The 16,296-nt window shown below is 64.7% G+C and carries 14 protein-coding genes and 1 pseudogene; 11 read left to right on the forward strand and 4 right to left on the reverse strand.

Annotated features, from left to right (window positions below; translation table 11 throughout):
• Window positions 1-238: 238 nt before the first annotated feature.
• Window positions 239-1,444, reverse strand: coding sequence for a M20/M25/M40 family metallo-hydrolase (locus ACQR03_RS03590; RefSeq protein WP_434840962.1), 1,206 nt, complete (start codon window positions 1,442-1,444; stop codon window positions 239-241).
• Between the two features lie 143 nt (window positions 1,445-1,587).
• Between ACQR03_RS03590 and ACQR03_RS03595 the strand changes: the two genes are divergently transcribed.
• From ACQR03_RS03595 to ACQR03_RS03620, 6 genes are all read left to right on the forward strand, one after another.
• Entirely contained in the window at window positions 1,588-2,346 is a 759-nt protein-coding gene (locus ACQR03_RS03595) for an SDR family oxidoreductase (protein WP_315749833.1), read from the forward strand.
• Entirely contained in the window at window positions 2,343-3,251 is a 909-nt protein-coding gene (locus ACQR03_RS03600; protein ID WP_315749835.1) for a sigma-70 family RNA polymerase sigma factor, read from the forward strand. Before ACQR03_RS03595 ends, ACQR03_RS03600 begins: the two co-directional genes overlap by 4 nt.
• A gap of 81 nt (window positions 3,252-3,332) precedes the next feature.
• Window positions 3,333-3,899 (forward strand): cytochrome b, encoded by a 567-nt coding sequence (locus ACQR03_RS03605; protein WP_315718501.1) that lies wholly within the window; start codon window positions 3,333-3,335, stop codon window positions 3,897-3,899.
• A 141-nt stretch (window positions 3,900-4,040) separates the two neighbouring features.
• The gene (locus ACQR03_RS03610; RefSeq protein ID WP_315750037.1) at window positions 4,041-4,445 is read left to right on the forward strand and encodes an OsmC family protein; all 405 of its coding nucleotides are present in this window, start codon (window positions 4,041-4,043) and stop codon (window positions 4,443-4,445) included.
• Window positions 4,442-5,143, forward strand: coding sequence for a VIT1/CCC1 transporter family protein (locus ACQR03_RS03615; protein WP_315749836.1), 702 nt, complete (start codon window positions 4,442-4,444; stop codon window positions 5,141-5,143). Before ACQR03_RS03610 ends, ACQR03_RS03615 begins: the two co-directional genes overlap by 4 nt.
• 255 nt (window positions 5,144-5,398) lie before the next feature.
• On the forward strand, window positions 5,399-6,217 hold the full coding sequence (locus ACQR03_RS03620) for an HlyD family efflux transporter periplasmic adaptor subunit (RefSeq protein ID WP_315749838.1): 819 nt from the start codon (window positions 5,399-5,401) through the stop codon (window positions 6,215-6,217).
• A 925-nt stretch (window positions 6,218-7,142) separates the two neighbouring features.
• Here the strand turns inward: ACQR03_RS03620 and ACQR03_RS03625 are convergent.
• Window positions 7,143-8,723 carry an endonuclease/exonuclease/phosphatase family protein gene (locus ACQR03_RS03625; protein WP_315749839.1) on the reverse strand — a complete coding sequence of 527 codons (1,581 nt, stop codon included), beginning with the start codon at window positions 8,721-8,723 and terminating at the stop codon, window positions 7,143-7,145.
• Between the two features lie 24 nt (window positions 8,724-8,747).
• Window positions 8,748-9,485 (reverse strand): hypothetical protein, encoded by a 738-nt coding sequence (locus ACQR03_RS03630; RefSeq protein ID WP_315749842.1) that lies wholly within the window; start codon window positions 9,483-9,485, stop codon window positions 8,748-8,750.
• 171 nt (window positions 9,486-9,656) lie between these two features.
• Between ACQR03_RS03630 and ACQR03_RS03635 the strand changes: the two genes are divergently transcribed.
• Entirely contained in the window at window positions 9,657-10,307 is a 651-nt protein-coding gene (locus ACQR03_RS03635; protein ID WP_315749844.1) for a hypothetical protein, read from the forward strand.
• A gap of 217 nt (window positions 10,308-10,524) precedes the next feature.
• Window positions 10,525-10,895: pseudogene (locus tag ACQR03_RS03640) on the forward strand (hypothetical protein).
• 737 nt (window positions 10,896-11,632) lie between these two features.
• Here the strand turns inward: ACQR03_RS03640 and recQ are convergent.
• On the reverse strand, window positions 11,633-13,438 hold the full coding sequence (gene recQ, locus ACQR03_RS03645; protein ID WP_315749846.1) for a DNA helicase RecQ: 1,806 nt from the start codon (window positions 13,436-13,438) through the stop codon (window positions 11,633-11,635).
• A gap of 231 nt (window positions 13,439-13,669) precedes the next feature.
• On the opposite strand from recQ, the gene ACQR03_RS03650 reads away from it, so the two are divergent.
• The 3 genes from ACQR03_RS03650 to ACQR03_RS03660 all read left to right on the forward strand — a co-directional run bounded on the left by ACQR03_RS03650 (window position 13,670) and on the right by ACQR03_RS03660 (window position 16,211).
• Complete coding sequence (locus tag ACQR03_RS03650) at window positions 13,670-13,900, forward strand: hypothetical protein (protein WP_434840963.1); 231 nt, start codon at window positions 13,670-13,672, stop codon at window positions 13,898-13,900.
• On the forward strand, window positions 13,901-14,548 hold the full coding sequence (locus ACQR03_RS03655) for a 4'-phosphopantetheinyl transferase family protein (RefSeq protein WP_315749848.1): 648 nt from the start codon (window positions 13,901-13,903) through the stop codon (window positions 14,546-14,548).
• Window positions 14,549-14,879: 331 nt separating this feature from the next.
• Window positions 14,880-16,211 (forward strand): ABC transporter substrate-binding protein, encoded by a 1,332-nt coding sequence (locus tag ACQR03_RS03660; RefSeq protein WP_315749849.1) that lies wholly within the window; start codon window positions 14,880-14,882, stop codon window positions 16,209-16,211.
• Window positions 16,212-16,296: the final 85 nt, after the last annotated feature.

Genomic DNA, 16,296 nt, shown 5'->3' on the forward strand with positions numbered 1-16,296 from the left:
GAAGACGTTTGAAGGGCGTCGATGAGACTGGCCGCTGTGATCCGACGAGCTCGCGCCAGCCCGAGCTGCACGACGGGCAATCTCTGCCTGGGTGCCATCCGCCGCGGGAGCGCGACGTCATGGCCTCGCTGTTCGACCTGTTCGGAACATGCGCGTTTGCTGGCGAGCCCGTCATCACGACGTTGCGCGGGAGCAAGGAGGTTGCAGCCATCCAAGTGCGTGTCCGGATGGCGTCGTCTCACCCCATCGTCGCCAGCCTGACCGCCAGCGCACACGCCCGATCGTATTCGTCCAGGTTGATCCATTCGTCGATCGTGTGCGGCTCGTTCTGGCCGGTGCCGAAGGTCACGGTGGGGATGCCGTGGCGGACCATCCAGTTGGCGTCGAGGCCGCCATTGCCGGCGCGCAGGGTCGGCGCTGCGCCGATGTCGGAAACGGCAGCCATGGCGCGCTTGACGACGGGAAGGGTCTCCTTCATCCGGAACGGATGATAGTCGGTCTCGGCCTTGAACTTGACGCGGCCGGACTTGCCTTCGCTGTTGGTGACCTGCTTGGCCGCCTTCTCGAAGGCCGCCTTGTAGGCCTTGGTGATCTCGCGGATGAATTTGGCATCGTGGCTGCGGCATTCGCCGCGGACGTGGACGTAGTCGGTGACGACGTTGGTGGCGTCGCCCGCGGGGCGGCCTTCGCCGCCGGTGACCGGACCGACATTGCTGGTGCCAAGCCTCACGTCCTTGCCCTTGCCCTTCACCACCTTGCCGAACCAGCCGCCGGCTTTCACCTCGGCGAGCGCGAGCGCCAGGATCATGGTGGCGCTGATGCCGCGCTCAGGCGCGACGCCGGCATGCGAGGCGCGGCCGAAGATCTCGACCTCCCAGCGGTCGGCGCCGACAGCGCCGATCGTGACGGCGGAGGCCGAGCTGCCGTCGAAGTTGAACGCCATCTCGGGCGCGCCGAGGTCGTCGGTGTTGACGTGCCGCGCGCCATAGAGCCCGCTCTCCTCGCGCACGCAGAACAGCAGCGTGATCGGCGGATGATCGAGCTTCTGCCGGATCAGCTCGGCCGCGAGCGTGACGAGAATGCCGCAGCCGCAGCGATTGTCGCCGCCGAGCGCGGTCCTGGCCTGGTTGACGATCTTGCGACCGGAGATCTTCGGCTGCGCGCCGGCGCACAGTGGCACCGTGTCCATGTGGGTCATGAACATGATCCGCGGCTGATTGTGCTGGCTGCCGCGGCCGGGCAGCTCGACGATCAGGTTGCCGGTCTCGGTCGGCAGCGGAATGCGCGTATTGGCATCGTCGAGCCGCATCGCCTTGGCCGGCACGCCGGCCTGCTTCAGCGCCGCCATGATCTCGCGCCCGATCGCCTTTTCCTGTCCGGTCACGCCCTGGACGGCGAGAAAACGCATCAGACGATCGGTGGCGGCGGTGGTGTCGACGGACATGAAGCGATTCCCGTGATGAACGATGTGCCCGGAGCATCCAGCCGGGCGGCCGGTTGCGCAAGGGGGCTCGCATTGGTTTCGCCGCCTGACTCTTTTCCGATGCCTCGATCGTTTTCATGTCATCTGGACATTGGAGCATCATCATGAGCCTGAAAGACAAGACGATCGTCGTGACCGGCGGAAGCCGCGGCCTTGGCTTGGGAGTCGTGGAGGCCCTCGTCGATCGCGGCGCCAAGGTGACCGTCGTCGCGCGCGGAACCGAGGCGCTGAACGCGATTGCTGCGCGCCTGGGTGTGGCCACGATCGCGGCCGACGTCACCGACGAGGCCGCTGCGCATCGCATCGTCGGCGATATCAGCCCCGACATCCTGATCTTGAACGCCGGCACAACGCCGCACATGGACCGGCTGGATCGGCTGACCTGGAGGGATTTCTCGGTTGCCTGGGAAACGGACGTCAAGGCGGGCTTGTACTGGATCCAGGCGGCGCTCAAGCTCCCCCTGAAACCAGGAAGCCGCGTCCTGGTCGGATCGAGCGGCGCGGCGGTGGGCGGTTCGCAGATGTCAGGCGGCTACGGCGGCGCCAAGCGCATGCTCTGGTTCATGGCGAAATACGCCAACGGCGTGTCGCAGGACGACAGGCTCGGCATCCGCTTCCAGGCGATCGTGCCGCGTATGATGATCCTCGGCACGGGAGTGGGGGATACGGCCGCGGGTGCTTATGCCGGGTCCATGGGCATTGCGCCGGAAGCGTTCGTTGCCCGCTTCGGCGCGCCGATGCCGCCACGGGCGTTCGGCGATCGTGTGGTCGCAGTGCTGGAGGACCCGCGGTTCGTCGACGGCGTCGTGTTCGGTCTCAACGGAGATTCCGGCGTGACGGTGATGGAAGGAGCGGCAGCTTGAGCGACGGCGGACATGCTTCGCGCGGCGCGCGCAGCGCCGAGCTCGTGGCCCTCGCAGAGCAGCTGCGGCCCGAGCTGCATCGTTATTGCGCGCGCCTGATGGGCTCTGTGATCGACGGCGAGGACGTCGTGCAGGACACCCTGACAAAAGCGCTCGTCGCGGTGGACGAGATGCGCGACGTCGTGATGCTGCGCGCCTGGCTGTTCCGGGTCGCGCATAACCGGGCGCTGGACCTGCTGCGCAGCCGTGCGATCCGGGCCGCCGAACCGATGGAGGCGGCTGACGGTGTCGCCGACGACACCGTGCCGGATGCCGTGGAGGCGATGATGCGCGACGAGGCGATCCGGACCGCGGTGTCGCGCTTCACGGAGCTTCCGATCCCTCAGCGGAGTGTCCTCGTTCTGAAGGATGTGCTCGATGAGTCGCTCGCCGACATCGCGGCGCTGCTCGACCTGACGGTGGACTCGGTGAAGGCGCATCTCGCCCGCGCCCGGGCGCGGCTCTCCGAGATCAACGCTGTGGCCGAGGCGCGGCCGGCGGCGAGACCCGCCTCCGATGCGGCGACACGCTATGTGAGCCTGTTCAACCGGCGTGATTGGGACGGCCTGCGCGCGCTGCTGGCACACGACGTCAAACTGCACCAGTCCACTCATCCCGTCCGTGTCGGCCCGGCCGATGTCGGGATGTTCTTCAGCATTTACGCCGGGATGGACGGCGTCTGGCTGGCGCCGGCCTGGCTCGAGGGCCGGGAAGTGATCGCCGTGTTCGAACGCCAGGGCGATCCGCGGCCCAGCTACGTCATGTGGCTGAGCTGGCGCGACGGCAAGATCAGCTTCATCCGCGACTACCGCTACGTCCGCTATGTCATCGCCGATGCAGAGCTGGCACTCGCCCCGCCGTCCTGAGCACCCAGACCGGCAAGGGCTTGATCCACATCAACGAGGGACGGTCGCGCCAGGAGCATCTTTTGATCAAAGAGGTCTGAGATGCAGCTCTTCAACTCGACGAGGGACTACGGGGCGATTCCGCAGACGCTGCATTGGCTGACGGTCGTTCTCGTGGCCGTCGCCTGGGCGCTTGGGGTCTTCGGTGACGTGCTGCCCAAGGGCGCGCCGCGCGAGTCCGGCCTGCTCGTCCATGTCACGGCTGGGATCGCGATCCTCATGCTTCTGGCGGTGCGCCTGGCTTGGCGGCTGGCCGATCCTTCTCCGCCGCCCGAAGCGACCGAATTCGCCACATGGATGGGAAAGTGGCAGGATCCGGCCGCGCGTTTCGCGCACTACGTTCTCTATGCGCTGCTCTTTGCCGTGCCCGTCGTTGGCATCGTGTTGCAGTTTGCGCGCGGTGATTCCTTGCCGCTGTTTGGCATTGCCGAGATCGCGTCGCCCTGGCCCAAGGACCGCGCGTTTGCTCACAACGTCAAGGAAGTGCATGAAATTCTCGCCCACGCCCTCGTCATCGTGGCCGCAATGCATGCGGCCGCCGCGCTGATCCATCACTGGATCTTCCGGGATCGGACGCTGCTTCGCATGCTGCCTCACTCGGACGACTAGGGAAGGCGACACGCCTGTCGGAAACCATGGATTGCGCCGGTCGCTTCCGCCGCCGTAACCGGACGGTCGCGATCCGATCGATCACTCCGCTCATGGTTCGGATTGCCAACCCCAAGGACACGCGGCCCGGAGACTCCCCCAATGCTAGAGTATCGCGTCAACGCCCGACGGATCGATGCGCATGAAAGCGTGGCTGACTGCAAGGATGCGACCGTGGTGCTCGACACCGATGTCCAGGGACGGCGGGATGCGTTCAACCCGGCCGAGCTTCTTCTCGCCGCGGTTGCCGCCTGCATGATCAAGGGAATCGAACGCGTGACGCCGATGCTCAAGTTCCATATTCGTGGCGTCGAGGTGCGACTGATCGGCTTCCGTCAGGACAGCCCGCCGATGATGGCGTCGATCGATTACGAGCTGATCGTCGACACCGACGAAGACGACCGCCGGCTCGAGCTGCTTCATCAGAATGTCAGGAAGTATGGAACGATTTCCAACACCGTGGCGGCCGCCACGAAGTTGCAAGGCGTGATCAGGAGAAAGACATGAGCCGCCTTCACGTCCACCCCGAAAGCCATCTGGTGGCGCGGATCGGATGGCTCAGAGCGGCCGTTCTGGGAGCCAATGACGGCATCATTTCGACTGCGAGCCTGATCGTCGGTGTTGCTGCGGCAGCAGCGACACGAAACGACGTCCTGATCGCAGGCGTGGCGGGATTGGTCGCCGGAGCGATGTCGATGGCCGCCGGTGAATATGTCTCCGTCAGCTCGCAGTCGGATACGGAGCAGGCCGACCTGGCCCGGGAACGCAAGGAGCTGAGCGACAACCCCGCATTCGAACGCGACGAGCTTGCCGAAATCTACGTCAAGCGAGGTCTGGATCAATCCCTTGCGCGGCAGGTGGCCGAGCAGTTGATGGCGAAAGACGCACTGACGGCTCATGCCCGCGACGAATTGGGAATCTCGGAGATCACCGCAGCGCGGCCGATCCAGGCTGCCCTGACCTCGGCCATGATGTTTTCGGTGGGGGGCGCCATGCCCTTGCTGATGGTCGTCGTGTCGCCCGCCAATTTGCTGGTCCCGATCGTCTCCGCGGCTTCTCTCGCCTTTCTCGCGGTGCTGGGAGCGATCGGCGCAAAGGCAGGCGGGGCCAACATTCCGCGCGCCACCTTTCGCGTGACGTTCTGGGGGGCCTTCGCCCTGGGTCTCACCGCAGGCATCGGAAGGCTGTTTGGGGCCGTTGTTTGAAGCGCTGGCAAAGCTTGCGCGACGGTCAACGGCGTTACCCCCGTCTCGTGTCGAGGCTGCGGCGGTGTCGCGGTGTCGTCGACACGGGCATTATTTCGAGAAATTGAAGACCCAATTCGGTCCAGGCGCCATTATCAACCGGCCCGCGAGCCGCCACATCTCGCGTCACGGGCATTCGATGGGTGCGACCCTGACGTCAACAGGATGCCGCCGAGGCGGCAACGCGCCCCATGCCGTGGTCGTGAGGAGCGAGTGGTGGACGGACAGCAAGCGCCGGGTGGATCCCGGCCGGTCATTCTGCATCAGGAGCGTCCCCCAGCGGAGCCGCGCGCCGGGGCGTCCGCAGGACGTGCGCTGTGGTTGCTCGCCGCGCTCAGCCTGATGTTCGGAATGCTGGTCGCGGTGCCGTGGATGGTCGAGTATGTGACCGTGGGCCAATATCTGGTTCACACCGATGACGCCTATGTCAGTATGAACGAGATCCCGGTCAGGTCGGCGGTGTCCGGCCTGGTCAGGGACCTGCTCGTGACCGACAATCAGGAGATCGCTGCGGGACAGGTTCTCGCGCGGATCGAGCACCGGGACGAGCGCGCTTCGACGGTCGCGCTGAACGACGTCATCGCTCCCGTCGCCGGCGTCGTGGCTGCAAGCGGTCTCCATGTCGGCGACGCCGTGACGACAGATCGGTCGTTGATGGCGGTGGTCACGCCAGGCGAGCCCCACGTCATCGCAGCTCTCGCGGTTTCCGAGATCACCTATGTCGCGATCGGACAGGCGGTCACGATCGACGTGCCGGGCCTGCCCGTCCGGCTCTATGGACATGTCGCGGATGCTGAGTGGATCGGCGCGGCGTCCGGCTCGCCAACCGGCGAAGCGCGGATCGCGCTGAAGATCAGCCTGCTGAAGGCGGCCATGCCCGCCGGATTGCGATCGGGCATGGCTGTCGGCGCGACGATCCTGACCGGCCTGACCGGGACGGAGCGGATGGTCTCGCAGATCCTGCGGGAGAGGGCGCAGAGGACCTGCCACTGCGAGCAGGATCTCCAGCCCGCGTCGGTGCAGCGGCGCATCTGACCACGGCCATTCCTGCGCGACGGGCAATCCGTGCATGCCTCTCATGCCTGAACTGCCCGTCGTGCCAGTTTGTCGCGGACTCATCATTTGCACCGTCGGGCAAATCACCCTCACATTCTCGCGCATCCCGGCTCGCTGAGGAGGGACGTTTCGCGATCGTCACGAGCGTCGAGCCGGAGATGCGACGGGCGCGTTGCTTCGCAGCCGGGGGGCACAGCCCGCGCCGACGAACGGAGCGATGCGACGGCGAAGTGGTGTGGTCCTGGCATCGCGGTGCTGATGCCAAGCCGGCGGTGATGATGATCCGCCGGCGACGGGGGCAAGACAGCCGATCCCCGGGGAGAGCGCCTATAAGTCGTCAAACCGTCGCGCAGGGAAGGCCGGATATTGGGCTGAACCTGTGGTTCTGCCGCGTGCTTTTTGCTGCACGCGGACCGCGGGTATCAGCTGATACCCGGTCCTCCCTGCGTCTCTTCTTCGGAGGAAGAGGTTCACTCAAGATGACAACTCGGGCGGATGCCGCCGCGAGATGGCTCAGCCTTGCCTGCTGTTTGAAACGTACAACACGCGGTCGTGCGATGTCCCGCACAAAGTGGGCAGTCGCAAGGTGATCTGCGGCCCTATCTCGACGTGATCGAGAGCGTCTTCTTCACCGGCGGCCTGTCGGTGACGATCAAGTCGCACCACGAGGTCGGCGGTCTGCCGGCGCGCATGAACATGAAGCTGGCCGAACCCTTATGCTCAGCGGTCGGCGAGAGGTTGGTGATGCTAATCGCCTACCGTTTACCAGGTCGAGTGCCAAGACGCCTCAACTTGGCATCCCCGCCGACAAGCGCTGCGCAGACGGCCAAGTCGGCATTGTCGACGATGAGTGACCCATTCTGTGACTCCGAGCCTCTGCCGCGCTTCTTGAACGCCCGGAGCTCTAGTGCCTTGAGCTGGCGAACAAAGTCGCCTCCAGTCCGATGTGGTTCGAAAGGTAGTCCTGCGGGCCGGGGGTGACGACCCAGCGAATGCGTGACTTGAAAGCACGCCGGCGCACACGTGAGACGTCGAGATTGAAGCCGTGAAATGCAGTCGCACGTTCCATGAACAGGTAGTCGATCCTCGATCCGGTGGGATTCGCGTCGTCTGGCTGCATGTCGTCGCAGTAATAATCGACATCATCTGACATCGTCGGCGTGGCAACGGCCGGATCGTAGGCTTGCCGATATGCCTCGCTGGCGCGATAGACCTTACAGTTGGTATTGAAGTCGTTGTAGATCGGCTCGTCGCCCTCGCCGTGACGGTCGGTCAAACCGTCGCTTTTCATCGTATCGTACGGGACGCTCCACAGGTCATAGAAGCCGGCCTGCTCCATCGCCGCGACCAGGTTGTGGTATTCGTCGGTATCAGCACCGATGTTGAAATCTCCTGCGACAATGGCCACGTTGGATGGAAGGTGCGTCGCCTTGATGAAGGCAATCAACTCATCAATCTGCCTGCGCCTGACGTCGATCTTCTCCGCGTCAGTTGGGCCGGGCGGCAGAAGGCCGCCATCGCCGGCATAAACATGCGTCGAATAGAGCTCGATCGCACCGAAGCCGACCGGGATACGCGTGAGTTGCACCCCTTTGTTCGCCCATTTGTCAGAATCGAACATGTAGCCCATCTCGCATCCGCCGGGCATCACTCGCGACACGCCGTCCGCGGCATAGACATGCCCGCCGCCATTCTCGATCGTCCGCGTCGGGCTGAGGACGAGGATCCCGCTCTGCAGTTGCTTGTAGGCGAGGGAGCCGGTCGGTCCGTCGACATGCTGCGCGGTGCCATGTGCCAGGATCGTATCCCGCGTATCCTGGTCCCAAGCCTCGACCAGCGATACGAGGTCGTAGGCGAACACCCTCCGGCCGATTTCGCCGGCGCGCTCGGGGATGACCGGCTTCTCCATGACACTCACTTCGAACACGCCAAGCACCGGCGCGACCAACTGCATCAGCACCTCGAATACGACCTCCTCGGGGATCGAGAAGAGGCTTATCAGCCAGTCGAGGTCGGAACTGAGATTTTCGATGATGTATCCGCCGAGCGAGAGGCTGTTGCCCACCAGCTTGCAGGCATCGTTCAGCGGGTTGGCGGAAACGCCGCAGACTTCCACGATCGGCGGGAAGATGCGGTCGCAGACATCTCCGATGTCGGCCCCGATCATCTCCAGTGCCTTGCCGATGAACTCAGCCGATGAGACCCCAAGACAAGCCGCGAAGTGGCCCACCCCTCCGGCAGCGGCGACGATCTCCTTCAATCCGATCTTCGCGCGCAGGCACCAGATGTTGTAGTGGAGGAATGAAATTCGTGTCGTGGAGGGGCCCGACAGGCGCCAAGCCGCCTCGGCGAACGAAGCCGTCGGCAGGGTCGTTCCCGGTGCCGCTCCGGGGTAGCGCAGCCTGGACAACAGGCTGTGCATCGACTGCGGCGGGTAAAGTGCGTCGGCCTGCTGCGCGAGCTGATTGAACGACGTGGTGGGCATGCGCGCGTCCTCCTGACTGGTGAATCAGCTTGCCTGGAAGCGGTAGGCGAGCGTCGGCCACGACAGCCAGCGTTCCGGCGCCCGTCTGACTTCCTGTTCGATCTTCTGGTTCACCCAGGCAGCGAGATCCTCCGGCTGCTTGCCGGCGGTGGGCAGCGTCGCCACCACTTCCACGCGGCTGTCCCTGGGCGCTATCAGCGCCAGCGTGTAGCCGTTGCGGATCGCAAGCCTCAGAATGGCGGCCGGAGTCTTGGCGGGGCGCCCGAAGAATGGGCTGCGGATGAACTCGGTGCCCGGATGAATATTGTCCATCATCGCGAACACGTTGCGGCCTTCGCGCATGTACGCGGCGAGCGCCTCCGCACCGCCTGCGGCCCGGAAGTTCAGTGTGGTGCCTGCGTCCTTCAACTCGGAGAGCCAGGGAGCATCATTCGATACCAGAACGATCACATGCTTTTTGTCCGCAGTGCCGAGCAGGCTAGCGAGCTCCGGGAAGTACCATCCGACAATCAGCAGCTTCCCCGATGCCGGCAGGTTCAGATCGATCTGCCGCGTCTTCCATGCACTTAGATTGCTCATGGCCTCGAGCCAAGCCCGCTGATGAGCCGAGCTGAAATCGGCGCGGGCTCGAACGTGGGGCGTGGGGAGCAGCTTGCCTGCCCAGGCGAAGGCATGGTCCGCGCAGGCCGGAACCGACCTCTCGACTGCGTCGACCTTCAATCCGTGAATGCCGCTCAGGACGGTGTGCAGATCATTGGGCATTTCAAGACCCCGCCAGTTCCCATGTTCTGAGCGCGGCCTGGCGCGCGCCAGAACATCCTACTTCGTAGTTAACGGTCGCAGGCGCCAGCCGATGGAGCGTTGACGTGAATCAAACTGCGGCGGCCGAGTTGACGATATTTTAAGTTACATCTTCAGCGGGAGGCGGCGAACATGACGAGCGACATCAAACTCACCGACACGTCGGTCATCCTGGAAGGATCAACGACTGTGCTGCAGAGCGGCAATGTCAGGGTTCCCGTCGACGCGCAGGGCTATCCCGGCATGCTCAGAATCGAGTTTGACGGCGCGGCGGCCCACGCGGGACGTCTCTTGCTAGCCCCGGCTTGGTTGGGGCGAGCGATAATGGCATGCAACGTCGAGACCGTGCAGCTCCAGAGCCCGAAAGTGCCTCCGGCGGCGCGCGCGGCGCTCTCTCACTCCCAGGCTGACGAACTTGTTCTCAACGATGGCAAGCATTACGCCGGGGGCGTTTCGATTCACGGTGCGGCGAAACTCGAAGACGTGACCGTTAAAGGCGCCGCGCGGTTCGAGAAAACCGTTACCGCTCCAGACGGAATTGTCGCGGGTGGCGTTACGATCGCAGTCCCCGCACCGCCCGCATTGCAACCGGGTCTATCAGTTGCGAGCTCCCGCACCAGCATGGAGATCAGCTCGTCGACCATTCGTGTGACAACGAGCCATGTCGGGATGATGGGGCATCAACCCGCGCCGGACGTCCTTGACCTGGTCGCGGAGATCCGCAGCCTTCGCGACCGGGTGGCCGCGCTGGAGAAGAAAGCCGGGGTTCCCGTGCCGGCCTAGTTTCGAGAGGCTCCTCGGCTTGGTCGCGCCGTAACAAAGCCAGATGCCATGCGTTGGTGTGATCCAAGGCCTGTAATATCTCAGATGATCGCGAGCTTCATCAAGGTCGATGCCTCACGGCCGCAAACCATCTCTTGGATTGTCCAACCAATGGCCGTACGTTGGTGGGCGGGGACGGAATTAGCCCAAAGCAACACCGTGGAGAACAGTTGGTCTGATGGATGAGGACGACCCGAGCGATCAATCTCCCTCATCGAGGCGCGGATCGAACAGCTGGCCGACGCGGCCGAGCGGTGTCGAAAGATCATCATGGCCTCGAAGATCGTGATATCCGGCTGCGCCGCGTTGCTGCTCGGGGCGGTGCTGGGCCTGCTGGGGTCCAATGCGGTCGTCGTCCTCGGGACGATTGCCGCGGTGCTCGGCGGCATCGTTTCGCTCGGATCGAACGTCAGCACCTTGCGACAGACCATGGCGGCGACGGCCGCCGCTGAAACGTTGCGCTCGGACCTGATTGGCAGCATCGATCTTCCGGCCCCGCCCGAACTTCCATGCGGTCGGACCAGTGCCGCCGGGCACGCGGAGAAGTAGAATGGCTCGTGCTTTGCCGACCCGGCAGCTCGGTGCCGGAGCCAAGCTCATCACTGTGACGGTGCATTCCAATCACTGAAGACGTTTGAAGGCGTCGATGGGACCGGCTGCTGTGACCCGACGAACTCGCGCCATCCCGAGCTGCACGACGGGCAATCTCTGCATGGCGCGTATGCGCCAACTGCCCGTCGTGCCAGTTTGTCGCAAACTCATCACTTGCACCGTCGGGCAAATCACATCCACATTTCCTGTTATCCCGGCTCGCTGAAGAGGGACGTTTCGCGATCGTCACGAGCGTCGAGCCGGGGAGGCGACGGGCGCGTTGCTCCGCAGCCGGGTGTCAAAGCCCGCGCCGACGAACGGAGCGATGCGACGGCGAAGTGGTGTGGTCCTGGCATCGCGGTGCTGATGCCAAACCGGCGGTGATGATGATCCGCCGGCGACGGGGGCAAGACAGCCGATCCCCGGGGAGAGCGCCTATAAGTCGTCAAACCGTCGCGCAGGGAAGGCCGGATATTGGGCTGAACCTGTGGTTCTGCCGCGTGCTTTTTGCTGCACGCGGACCGCGGGTATCAGCTGATACCCGGTCTTCCCTGCGCCTCTTCTTCGAGGAGAAGGGGACTTCAGTTGCATAACCCGGGCGTCATCAGCGGCGGGATCGCGAGGCCATGTGTGAGCCATGTGTGCCGTCTGATCGTCGAGCGAAGGAGCCGCGGTGCTGCTGGACGATGGCCGGCTCAGGCGCCCGCATCATGCGCATTGATCACCGCCACGAAGGCCTCGCCGTAGCGCGCGAGCTTGACCGTGCCGGCACCGGGGATGCTCGCAAGCTCCGCGACGGAGCGCGGATGGCGGGCCGCCATTTCGGCCAGCGTCTTGTCGTGGAAGATGACATAGGGCGGGACGTTCTGCGCCTTGGCGAGCTCCATCCGGCGTACGCGCAGCTTCTCGAACAGGTCGCGGTCGAGGTCGGGAAATGCCGCCGTGGTCTGCCGCTCCCGGGGTTTGCGGTCGCGCCGCGGCTTCTTCAGCACGCGCAGGCTGAGCTGCGGCTTGTCGCGCAGGAACTGGCGGCCCTCGGGCGAGATCGACAGGCCGCCATGGCCGGCGACGTCGACGCTGATCAGACCATGCGCGACGAGCTGGCGGACGATCGAGCGCCAGGCGTTGCGGTCGTGCTCCTTGCCGATGCCGAAGGTCGAGAGCTTGTCGTGGCCGAGCCGTTCGATGCGCTCGTCGGTCTCGCCGAGCAACACCGCGATGACGTGGGCCTGGCCGAAGCGCTCGCCGGTGCGGTGGATGCAGGACAGCAGCTTCTGCGCGGCGATGGTGCCGTCGAAGGTCTCCGGCGGGTCAAGACAGATGTCGCAATTGCCGCACGGAGCGCAATCGTCGCCGAAATAGCGCAGCAGCACCTGGCGGCGGCACTGGCAGGTCTCGGCGAAGCCGAGCAGCGCATCGAGCTTGCGGCGCTCGGTGCGCTTGCGCGCATCGGGCGCGTCGGACTCATCGATGAAGCGGCGGCGCAGCGCGATGTCCTCCGCCCCGTACAGCATCAGAGTCTCGGAGGGCAGGCCGTCGCGCCCGGCGCGGCCGGTCTCCTGGTAGTAGGCCTCGATGCTGGAGGGCAGATCGGCATGAACAACGAACCGCACGTCGGGCTTGTCGATGCCCATGCCGAAGGCGATCGTGGCGACCATGATCAGGCCCTGCTCGAGCTGGAAGCGGCGCTGGTTCTTCTCGCGCGCCTTCATCTCCATGCCGGCATGATAGGGCAGCGCCGGGAAGCCATGATCGCTGAGCGAGGCGGCGACTTCCTCGGTCTTGCGCTTGGACAGGCAATAGACGATGCCGCTCTCGCCCTCGCGCGATTTCAGGAAGGCCAGCATCTGCTGCATCGTGCTGGTTTTCTCCGCTGCGCCATAGCGGATGTTCGGCCGGTCGAAGCCGGCGATGAAGCTGTTGCCGTCGCCGATCGAAAGATGCTCGACGATCTCCGCGCGCGTCGGCGCATCGGCCGTGGCGGTGAGTGCGATGCGCGGGATGGTCGGGAACAGCCCGGCGAGGCAGTCGAGGGCGCGGTATTCGGGACGGAAATCATGGCCCCATTGCGAGACGCAATGCGCCTCGTCGATCGCGATCAGCGACAACCGTGCGGTCTTGAGCCGCTCGAGGTTCTCCGCCTTGAGCAGCGTCTCGGGTGCCATGTAGAGGAGATCGAGCTCGCCGCGTTCGATGTCCTGCCACAGCAGGTCCTTCTCGGCGCCCCAGAGCCGCGAGTTCAGCGCCGCGGCCTTCACGCCGGCCTGCCGGAGCGCGGTGACCTGGTCCTCCATCAGCGCGATCAGCGGCGAGATGATCAGCCCGAGGCCGGGACGCGCCAGCGCCGGGATCTGGTAGCACAGCGACTTGCCGCCGCCGGTCGGCATCAGCACGAAGGCATTGTGGCCGGCGATCACGTGCTCGACGATGTCACGCTGCCGGCCGCGGAAACTGTCGTAACCGAACACGGTCTTGAGGATCGAGAGCGGATCGGCGGCCATGGGAACGCACTTCTTCGGCAGACAGAGGGACTGGATAAGTCCCGTTGCAGCCCGCTGCCGTCAAGCAAAAGCTGGCCGCCGACGCGCATGTCAGCGGGGCCGAAAAGCATGGACCGGGGGACAGCGGCCGGGGCGCGTTGGACAAGCCGGCGAGTTATGGCAGAATCGACTTGCATCGCAGTATGTTCTGATCCTGATCCAACCATGGGCTCCCGGGGGGAGCCGGGTGCATTGGCACCTCGCCGGGCGCAAGTGCTGGTCGATGCCGATCCGCAGTGGTCGGTGGTGCAGCTCGCCGAGCGGCAGCGTGCGCTCGCCATGCAAAGCTCGGGGGCGTGGCGCCGCGAGATCGCGAGACATGTTGAATCGTTGGAATTCGCTTCGACGTCGCCGTTTCGTATACGGTGGCGGCTGGTCGAGGCCGGTCCGCAAAGAGACGCGCGTGCAGAGTTGGTGATGTGAGTGCTTGCAAATCTGTTTGACGGTCCGGTCGTGGTGGCGGCGTCCAGCCTCTCGCTGGCGGAGGATGAGCTGTTTCCCGAAGAGCGCGCGCATATCCAGGCCGCGGTCGCCAAGCGGCGCGCCGAGTTCGCGACCGCGCGGATCCTGGCGCGCAGGGCGCTGGCGTCGCTGGGAGCTTCGCCGGTCGCGCTCGTCCCGACGCCGGATCGCGCGCCGGTGTGGCCGTCGGGCTATGCGGGAAGCATCTCCCATTGTGCCGATCATTGCGCCGTGGCCGTGGCCCGAAGCAGGGATGTCCCGTCCCTTGGACTGGATGTCGAGGACCTGCGCGAGCTCGATCCGTCGATGCGCGATCTTGTGCTCACGCCGGCCGAACGGCAATGGCTTCGCGGCCAGCCCGACGCGTTGCAGCCGATGCTGCCGATCGTGATCTTCAGCGCCAAGGAAGCCTACTACAAATGCCAGTATCCGCTCACGCGCGGCTTCCTGGATTTCCAGGATGTCGAGCTCGCGATCGCATGGGCGGCGGGCACCTTCGAGGTGCGTGTCATGAGAGAGGATTGGCCGGCCGCCGTTGCTCGCCTTGCCGGACGCTTCTTCATCGCTGACGGCCGGGTCAGTTGCGGCGTGACGTTGGCGAAGGGCTGATCACGCGGATGCAGCCTGGAGTTGGGCCGAGCCTGCGTCCTGGCAGCTGCGCCGGTGAGCCGCGCCATCGCCATCCCGGCAAACCTCCGGACGACGAGCAGCTTACCGCAGTCGCTAAACATGATGCGCTGCAAACGTCGCGAAAACGCGCTTGACATGTTTAGTCGTTCGCAATCTACTAAACAAAATACTTAACTCGGACGGATGATCCGAGGGCCAGGGGAAACGCTTGCGGCTCGCGCTGTCGTTGTGACGGCGCCGCTCGCCGCGGGCCATGCATCGCCGTCACCCACGCGAAGCGGGGACGGCGCCAACAGGGAGGGAGTGCCAGATGAAGTTGCTGCAGACATTTGCACTGGCGGCGACGGTCGCCGCCGCGACCGTGCTCGGCGCGTCCGCGCCGGCGCGCGCCGAAGGAAAGACGATCACCCTGTGCTGGGCCGCCTGGGACCCGGCCAATGCGCTGGTCGAGCTGTCCAAGGACTTCACCGCCAAGACCGGCGTCAACATGAAGTTCGAGTTCGTGCCATGGCCGAACTTCGCCGACCGCATGCTCAACGAGCTCAACTCCAAGGGCAAGCTGTGCGACCTGATGATCGGCGATTCCCAATGGATCGGCGGCGCGGCCGAGAATGGCCAATACGTCAAGCTCAACGAGTTCTTCGACAAGGAAGGCATCAAGATCTCTGATTTCATGCCGGCCACCGTCGCCGGCTACGCCGAATGGCCGAAGGGCTCGCCGAACTACTGGGCGCTGCCGGCGATGGGCGACGCCAACGGCTGGACCTATCGCAAGGACTGGTTCGCGCGGCCGGAGATTCGCGAGGAATTCAAGAAGAAGTTCGGCCGCGAGCTCGAGGTGCCGAAGACGCAGGAAGAGCTGAAGGACATTGCCGAGTTCTTCCAGAAGCGGGTGATCGACGGCAAGACCGTTTATGGCGCGGCCATCTTCACCGAGCGTGGCTCGGAAGGCATCACCATGGGCGTCACCAACGCGCTCTATCCGTTCGGCTTCAAGTATCAGAACCCGAAGAAGCCGTATGACATGCAGGGCTTCGTCAACTCGGACGATGCGGTGAAGGGCCTCGAGTTCTACAAGGCGCTGTACAAATGCTGCACGCCGCCCGGCTATTCCAACGGCTACATGCAGGAAGGCCTCGATGCCTTCAAGTCCGGCCAGGTCGCGCTGCAGATGAACTGGTTCGCCTTCTTCCCGGGCCTCTACAAGGACCCCAATGTCGGCGGCGACAAGATCGGCTTCTTCGTCAACCCCGCGCAGAAGGAGAAGGGCTCGCAGCTCGGCGGGCAGGGCATCTCGGTGGTGGCATATTCGCCTAACCGCGCCGAAGCGCTCGAATATATCAAGTGGTTCGCCGCGCTCGACACCCAGAAGAAGTGGTGGGCGCTCGGCGGCTACAGCTGCCACAAGGGCGTGCTCAACGATCCCAACTTCAAGAACACCGCGCCGTTCGCCGCCGACTTCCTGGTGGCGATGGACCAGGTGGTCGACTTCTGGGCCGAGCCGTCCTACGCCCAGCTTCTGCTCGCGATGCAGAAGCGCGTCCACGACTATGTCGTCGCCGACCAGGGTACGGCGAAAGGCGCGCTCGACGGGCTGATCGCCGACTGGACCAAGGTGTTCAAGGAGGACGGCAAGCTGTGATGGAGGCGGCACCTCTCGCGCAAGCGAGATCCGCCACGACAATCCCTCCGGCGAGCTTCGGCTTGCCGGGCGGACCAGCCAGTCT

This window comes from Bradyrhizobium sp. HKCCYLS3070 (assembly GCF_051167575.1).
In the GTDB taxonomy this organism is placed as follows: Bacteria; Pseudomonadota; Alphaproteobacteria; order Rhizobiales; family Xanthobacteraceae; genus Bradyrhizobium.